Source organism: Floridaenema aerugineum BLCC-F46, from assembly GCF_041929345.1.
GTDB lineage: Bacteria > Cyanobacteriota > Cyanobacteriia > Cyanobacteriales > Aerosakkonemataceae > Floridanema > Floridanema aerugineum.
In genome coordinates, this window is the sequence record NZ_JBHFNQ010000231.1 from 22,342 (window position 1) to 29,232 (window position 6,891).

The following is a 6,891-nucleotide window of genomic DNA, read 5'->3' on the forward strand; positions in this document are numbered from 1 at the left end:
TCACCTCTCAACTATTTCTAATTCTTCTACAGTTCTGCCAACGCGGAAAATAATAAATTCTGCTGGATGTGTTGGTGCAACTCCAATATCTGCAATGAGTTTTCCCTGATTAACAATAGAAGGAGGATTGTTAGTTTCATCGCATTTAATAAAATAAGCTTCAGCAGCGGTATTGCCTACAAGTCCTCCTTGTCGCCAGATAGTTTCTAAGAAACTGGAAATGCTGAGAATTAGCGATCGCCGTAACAAAAAATCATGTGGTTCAAATACTGCCCATTGAGTTGATTCGTCTACTGCTTCTTCAATCATTGACAGCAACCGTCGAACATTGATATAACGCCAGTCAGGATTACTGCTAATAGTGCGGGCACCGTAAACTCGAATTCCACGTCCGGGAAAAGCACGCACACAGTTAACACTTTCGGGATTCAAAATTGCTTGTTCTTCATCATTAATAGAAACTGTGGTATCTTCTGCCCAAAATAATTCACTATTGGCAGGAGCTTTATGAACTCCTATTGTGAAATCAGAACGAGCATATAATCCGGCAATATGTCCACAAGGGGGAATATGACGAAGTATTTCTTTTGCTAAAGGTTGGGGATCGACGACTCGAATCCAAGGATAATAAAGGGCAGCAAATCCTCTTTCTGAGTCAAAGCGCGATCGCCAATCTAAAATCTCCGAAATTGTTAAAGATGTTTTCCCATCCGATCGCAATCTCGCATCTAAAATTGCTACTCGATCTTGCTGTCTTTCGCAATGTTCCACCATAGACTGTTGCACTGTAAAAATGTCCTCTTCTGAGAATTCAGGAGGTTGTTCTAAAATTGGCAATGGTGGAAAATTGGGACTCTTGTGGGGTAGGCATCCTGCCTGCCTTTGAGATTCTTTGTTGGAGAAGTCTAAAAACGAAGAATCTAAACAATGTGGTAAACAAGGATCTTCAGGAGGTTTTACAACTGGGGGTGGTTCTGGTTGCAAAACTGGACGAATATGAATATCAGGAATAGCAATTATTCCTATGGCATCAATGCGATCGAATACACTCAACCCTCGACGTTCTGTTGTCAATAAATCTGATGTTCCTAAAAAATCATCCAAAATCAGCGAAGCAATGCCATCTTTTCCACCTGTTAAAAACCCAATTTGGTTTTTCAGTCCTGACTGAATTACATCAGGTAAAAACATTGCTGTCCGAATCATTTCTAAAGGTAGTAAATCCTCGACTTTAATCCATTGAGATGGTGCAATGCGTTCATTTCCCTGATTGATTAATCGGACAAAGTAACGTTCATTTTCTGGGTTGATTGAAAGATTGGGAAAGACTTCGCGGTTTAGGCGTTTCCGCATTACTATTAATGAGAAACTGAGAGTAGTTGGGTTGATTTGGGTGAGAGCGATCGCAATTTGATTTCCCCAACTTCCTTCATTTGCAGCAAGAACTTGGAAAATATCGGTTCCAGTTGAGTTTTTCAGCGTCAAACTTGCTTTTGCTGCTGTATTACCAGCAATGCGAACTACAAAGCAAGTGCGTCCGCCATTTTCAAAGAAACCCTTGACAGTGTATGCGAGAAAACCGTAAGGCAGAAAATCGCCAAAAATTGCCTGAAACTGCCGCCATGAGTCAATTTGCACCGCTTGATGCAGTGGGCCACGTTCTGCCAATCCCACAAACCCAGCAATATCCATCCGCCCCCGTCGAATAGTTGGTGGTGCAGAATCCCTGAATTCAAAATAAACTCCAGGCGTTAGGTATTCACGCACATTTAATCCTCCATTTATACTAATTCCAATCCTTCATGAACTAATTCCACTGTTTCCATTACGACATCATTGGTTTTGGCGTTAAATGGGCCGCTATCCCATTTGCTAATCCAAGCTTCCCGCACTCGCCAGCGCAACACTTCCTCACGGTTTTCATTGAGCAGAATAATATCTGCACTGCGTCGTTCTACTGCACCATTAATGATTTTTTTGCGCCAATCCCACAAGCTTTTATCTTGGGTGTAGCCTCGTTTCAGGACAATGTTTGTGTATGTGCGGAGTCCGCTAAGTTTACGCACATTCATGGTGATGTCGTTGCCTTCGCGGTAGTCGATCGCATCTGTATCTGTAGTAGTTCCAGTACATTCCATGAAACCTGCTCTAGCAATACCATCTATTTCCACAAGAAAGTTAAACTGCTGATAAGGATCGTCTCGTTTTCCGGTTTCTGCCATGATCTTAAATCTCCTAATTGTAAGTAGTCATTGGGACTGGGGACTGGGGACTGGGAAGGTAAAAGTTAAAAATTACCCTTGTCCCCCTGCCTTCTTAGCCTTCCTCAACAGAGGCACCGCCTGTCCATTGTCCGATGCGGAAAATTACGAATTCGGCGGGTTTGACGGGGGCAATGCCGACTAGAATGATTAGTCTGCCGTTGTCGATGTCAGCTTGGGTCATGGTGGTGCGATCGCACTTCACAAAAAAAGCCTCCTCAGCAGTGCGCCCCATCAACGCCCCATCCCGCCAAACATTAGTCAAAAATGCCGTTACTACTCGCTTTACTCGTTGCCACAAAGGTTCGTCATTGGGTTCAAATACTACCCATTGCGTACCAACATCGATCGATCTTTCAATAAAGATAAACAATCGCCGCACATTGACATACTTCCAATCAGGATCGCTGGACAAAGTGCGGGCACCCCAAACACGCAACCCTCGATTATCATCTCGGAAGTTTCGCAAAACATTGATATTGCGAGGATTGAGGATGTCTTGTTCCTCTTTCATCAGCTTAAATTCCAAATCGCTGATATTGCGAATCACTTCGTTGGCAGGTGCTTTGTGAACACCACGTTCAATGTCGCTTCGAGCATAAATACCGATGATGTGACCGCTGGGAGGTATCAAAACTGTTCCTCGTAGCTGAGGATTGTCTGGGAAAGGATCGGGAATGCGTAGCCAGGGGTAGTAGAGTGCGGCATATTTAGTGTCGTAAAGTCCTCGCTGTTCTTGGACTTCGGCAATGCGATCGCCTTGTTGCGAATCCAGTACAGCAAACCGATATTTCATCAGTTCGCAATGAGTGATTAGTGCCGATTGCACATTTATACTTGTCCGACCGGGAATGCTAGCAATGCTGATTTCTGCAATATTTTTCAGGGCAAATAAGCCGCTGCGATCTTGGGGATTAACGTTATCTTGCCCAATGTAAGTATCATCTACAATGTTGCCTTCGTCATCATTGCCACCACTGAGACTAAACGAATTTATTCCTGGGTCAAAACGCAAGGCGATTTCTTGATTACTGGTTGTTAAACCATCTACAACTCGGATCAGATTAGATTCTCCATCAGTTCTGCCATCTGCTTCAATCGGTGTATCGGCGGTACGAATGGCACCGATAATTTTGACAAAGTAACGGCTGTGACGGGGGTCTGCTGATAAGTTGCGATGTGTTTCGCTGGCAATGGTACGCGATCGCAAGGTCAAAGGATTGATTTGTACCAAGTCTACCCGCAAGGAAAATTCTCGCGATCGCACGGGTGCATTAAGCGCGATCGCTGCACTCACCGCAGAACTAAGAGTTACTGTCCGAGTAGTCGAATTGATTGCAGTAATTTTATATACCTGACCTGCCGCAGCTTCAGTGTAGTTGACTTCAATAATACTGCCAATTTCTAATCCGACAATGGAACGGAGAGTCACAGTATTGCCTGCTGCTGCATCAGCACGAGTTACAGTTAAGGAATTTGGTGCGGTAGTAATTTGCAATCCATTTCCCCAAGCACCAGGATCGATCGCCTGCACAATTATGGCGCTTACTTCTCCAACTGTCGAAGCATCTGCATGAGTTTCGCGCAGAGGACGATTTAATGTAACGGTTGGGCTATCAATTTCTGTAACATAAACGTATTCAGGAACCGTACCCCCAACTTGTATCCATTGACCTACTGATAAATCATCTGTGTTATTGAGTGTCAGGGTATTACTTCCGGCACTACCCTCAGCCGTTAGCGTCCAGCTACCGAGAGTTAAGGAGACTGTACTCGCCAGAGGTATTGCCGTTTCTGCCACAGTTGCCGTATCGGGTAGCACGCGCACAATGTAAACCCGCTTACCACCATTTTGAAAAAATCCCTCTACAGCATGAGGAAGATACCAATTTTCTTGATATTGTCGATAGTTTAGATATCCGCCAAACTGACGTTGAAAGTCAGCAAAACCTGTCACCAATGTTGGTATATTCAAAGGGCCCCACTCGGTTATTCCTACCATACCGGATGTAGTGGTACTGACTCCTTCGATCGGTTTTGACCCTGTATCAACTTCTTCAACATAGACACCTGGGGCAAGATATTCTGGCATGGTCAATCTCCTTTTAATTCATTAGTGAACGAATCGGACAGATGACAAAATGCTGAGTTTTTAACTTCACGGGGATGGCAACAACCGAAAATTTTCCTGATTAAATACTTTGCCAAAATCGATTAATAGCGATCGTTCAATAGTCTGAAAACCCGATGCAGAACAACGAATTTGAGCAGGCGATATGACAATAATATTTGTGAACTGATAGCGTCCGTCTACATCTGTAGTTGTCGAAATTGGTGGAACTCCTGCTTGCAAAACCTGAATTGTTGGAGGAGTAGGAAAGGGAATTTCTGGTTGTTCTGCTTGCTGCACTCTTCCCCGAATTGTTACTTCTAAATTATCCTGATAAACTTGTGGATCGGCAGATGGATCTTCGGCTGAGTTGACGGGTAAATAGATATTCCCTAAGTTAATTAATGGATCGGGAGGAATTGTAGATAAATCAGGATCGAAATTAGAACCTAGTGGAATATTTACCGATCGCTGATATTGCACCGAACCCAACCGAAACTGAATTGAATTTGCTTCAATAGTCAAAGAAAGCGAATAAGATTGTGAATCTAATCTGGGAAAAAGTTGACTCAGGTTGCCAGAAATTACAAAAGTCCCATCTTCGAGTACTTTATCACTAATCATACCTTCTTTGGCAGTAATGCGAACTTTTCCAGCGATCGGCATTCGAGTTCCTTGGTGCAAAATCCGCCCAGTAATAAAAGCAGCTTGTTTGGTTAGTTCTGGGAGCATGATTAAATTTCAGTTTTTAAAGTTGGGAATACTGAATGGTTTTTCTTAAAACCGTTTCTGTTTCAATTGTGCGTTGAGAATCGATCGCCACAACTTTGACTTCGTAAGCAGCAGAAAGATGATAAGGACGAAGAAAACTACTCCAGAGTTTAGTGATGTCTTCGATCGATATAGGATGGAAAATTACTCGTAACTCCTCAGCAGTATTTTCCAGAATGCCTTTAAGTAAGGAACCTTTCACAATGCCGCGATCGTGCAAAATCTGCATTGTTTTTCCCAATAAATAATGATTGTTTTCCGCACTGTTAGTTAAGGGAGTGATCAGGTAAAACAAATTCAAGAATAAAGGAGGATATCGCGCCGAATTGCCATTTATTAGTTCAGGGTTGCGATTCCTCATATCGCTATTCTCTAATACTCGGTAGAGAAAAATTGAAAGTCGATTAGTTTGAGGTTCCGTTTCACTAATAAATTGATAGGGAGGTTCAAAAACAATATTTTGTTCGTCAATCAAGGAAGAAATGGTACTGTCCGGTTGCATCTGTGACCATAAAAGTTCCCTGAGCGTTATTCCTACAGAATTAACAACCTGATATTGGCTCATGGCAAATAAATGACTTACTGATTATGGTTCTATTAGCTACAAGAGAAGCGTCTTTAACCTATGACTTGCCACTCCTTCCTTGTAATAGCTTTCTTGTAACTGGTGATAGAAAATCCTGATTTTAGAGTCTGTTAATTGCTGATTGGCTCCTTACACATTAAGAAGCATTTTAGAAGTTACTTAGCTTTACTTAGCATCACCACAAATGCGGGATAGGAGTCGAAACTTACCCTTACAATATAAAAGTAAAAAAAACGATTGACTGAAAATTATAAAAAACTTTATCAATCTAAATATTATATATTTTTTCTTAAAATTTCTTAATTTTTAATAAAAACAGGATTACTCAAAAAATAGCCCTGTATGCTAACAACAGGGCTAGAAAAAATGTGGTAAACAATTAGCGTTTACTCGTCCTCATCCTCCGCAAATTCTTCATCTTCGTCTAATTCAAAATCATCGTCTTCGTCTTCATCTTCACTATCAGAGTCTTCTTCGTCCTTATCATCCTCCTCGTCATCCAATTCATCAAGAACATCATCAATTTCATCCTCATCATCATCAAAGTCGTCATCCTCAACTTCAGATTCCTTGGCAATTTCATTACGACACTTGAGTGACTGAACGTTAAATTCAACTAAGTCAGCAATCGCAATTTCCGTATTTTCCGAAATGCTATAGTATAGCAATTCCTTCAGGGGGGGGGGGAGAACGAAGCTAGAGAGGTTGCTGGATCTGGGTTATAGCTCTCAAACCTTGTCGATAAAATAATGTTTTGTTGGGCGTATAATTAAACATTTCCTCGACCCATGACTGGCAAGAGTAAAAAGCGACTAACCAATTTATTTAGTGCTAAAAACCGTTGAATATGACAACGATGACTATTTTGTAGAATGGGTAAAGGTAAGGTTGGTGCCAGTATGCGCGATTCTTACCTGTTTTTGTGACTGTAATAACCACACCAGCATCTTTAAGGTAATCAACTGTGCTGGCTTCAGATATCTTTCCAGGTATTTCTGATAAAATGAGGGCATCATTTTGATAATGGTCTTGTGAAATTAACTAGACCTTTCCTTATTTATCACAATTGCACACTTTTTTCTCTATATAGAGTCTGTTCTCAATAAGCCCTGAATTTTTCGCTCTGGGTTGCGCCGTGAAACCCTTTGTCTATATTGGTTTGG

The 6,891-nt window shown here is 41.8% G+C and carries 6 protein-coding genes; all 6 read right to left on the minus strand.

What is annotated here, in order from left to right:
• The 6 genes from ACE1CC_RS32475 to ACE1CC_RS32500 all read right to left on the minus strand — a co-directional run bounded on the left by ACE1CC_RS32475 (position 1) and on the right by ACE1CC_RS32500 (position 6,396).
• Positions 1 to 1,767: a phage tail sheath family protein gene (locus ACE1CC_RS32475; RefSeq protein ID WP_413274570.1), complete on the minus strand. Its 1,767-nt coding sequence runs from the start codon at positions 1,765 to 1,767 to the stop codon at positions 1 to 3.
• A gap of 14 nt (positions 1,768 to 1,781) precedes the next feature.
• Positions 1,782 to 2,222, minus strand: coding sequence for a phage tail protein (locus ACE1CC_RS32480; RefSeq protein WP_413274571.1), 441 nt, complete (start codon positions 2,220 to 2,222; stop codon positions 1,782 to 1,784).
• 94 nt (positions 2,223 to 2,316) lie between these two features.
• A complete protein-coding gene (locus tag ACE1CC_RS32485; protein WP_413274572.1) occupies positions 2,317 to 4,353 on the minus strand; it encodes a phage tail sheath C-terminal domain-containing protein in 2,037 nt (678 codons plus the stop codon).
• A gap of 66 nt (positions 4,354 to 4,419) precedes the next feature.
• Positions 4,420 to 5,103 carry a carboxypeptidase-like regulatory domain-containing protein gene (locus ACE1CC_RS32490; RefSeq protein WP_413274573.1) on the minus strand — a complete coding sequence of 228 codons (684 nt, stop codon included), beginning with the start codon at positions 5,101 to 5,103 and terminating at the stop codon, positions 4,420 to 4,422.
• Positions 5,104 to 5,119: 16 nt separating this feature from the next.
• Positions 5,120 to 5,707, minus strand: a complete 588-nt coding sequence (locus tag ACE1CC_RS32495) for a Pvc16 family protein (protein ID WP_413274574.1) — start codon at positions 5,705 to 5,707, stop codon at positions 5,120 to 5,122.
• Positions 5,708 to 6,114: 407 nt separating this feature from the next.
• The gene (locus ACE1CC_RS32500) at positions 6,115 to 6,396 is read right to left on the minus strand and encodes a hypothetical protein (RefSeq protein WP_413274575.1); all 282 of its coding nucleotides are present in this window, start codon (positions 6,394 to 6,396) and stop codon (positions 6,115 to 6,117) included.
• Positions 6,397 to 6,891: the final 495 nt, after the last annotated feature.